The sequence below is a fragment of the Pseudomonas sp. NBRC 111124 genome (assembly GCF_001320245.1).
Classification (GTDB): domain Bacteria; phylum Pseudomonadota; class Gammaproteobacteria; order Pseudomonadales; family Pseudomonadaceae; genus Aquipseudomonas.
In genome coordinates this window covers 1-826 of record NZ_BCBA01000101.1, presented here as the reverse complement: position 1 = coordinate 826, position 826 = coordinate 1, and the positions used below count along the sequence as shown (strand labels likewise).

At 56.9% G+C, this 826-nt stretch carries 1 protein-coding gene; it reads right to left on the bottom strand.

Going from position 1 to position 826, the window contains the following annotated elements; genetic code table 11:
• On the bottom strand, positions 1–826 hold an 826-nt coding region (locus APH28_RS25970; RefSeq protein ID WP_060513282.1), incomplete at both ends, for an elongation factor Tu.

The following is an 826-nucleotide window of genomic DNA, read 5'->3' as shown; positions in this document are numbered from 1 at the left end:
CCGCAGTTCTCGCCAGCACGACCTTCGTCCAGCAGCTTGCGGAACATCTCAACACCGGTGCAGGTGGTGGTGGTGGTGTCACGCAGACCAACGATTTCCAGCGGATCCTGAACGCGGACGATACCACGCTCGATACGACCGGTAACAACGGTACCACGACCCGAGATCGAGAATACGTCTTCGATTGGCATCAGGAATGGCTGGTCGATGGCACGAACTGGCTCAGGGATGTAGGCATCCAGAGTTTCTACCAGCTTCTTGACAGCGGTAGTGCCCATTTCGTTGTCGTCTTTGCCTTCCAGCGCCATACGAGCCGAACCGATGATGATCGGAGTGTCGTCGCCTGGGAAGTCGTAGGTGGACAGCAGGTCGCGAACTTCCATCTCGACCAGTTCCAGCAGCTCAGCGTCGTCTACCAGGTCAGCCTTGTTCAGGAAGACCACGATGTACGGAACGCCAACCTGACGGGACAGCAGGATGTGCTCACGGGTTTGTGGCATCGGACCATCAGCGGCCGAGCAAACCAGGATCGCGCCGTCCATCTGGGCAGCACCGGTGATCATGTTCTTCACGTAGTCAGCGTGACCTGGGCAGTCAACGTGAGCGTAGTGACGAATGTTCGAGTTGTACTCGACGTGAGCGGTGTTGATGGTGATACCGCGCGCTTTTTCTTCTGGAGCCGAGTCGATCTTGTCGAACTCAACAACTGCCGAACCGAATACTTCGGAGCAGACGCGAGTCAGAGCTGCGGTCAGAGTGGTCTTACCGTGGTCAACGTGGCCGATGGTGCCGACGTTAACGTGGGGAAGGGAACGATCAAATTTTT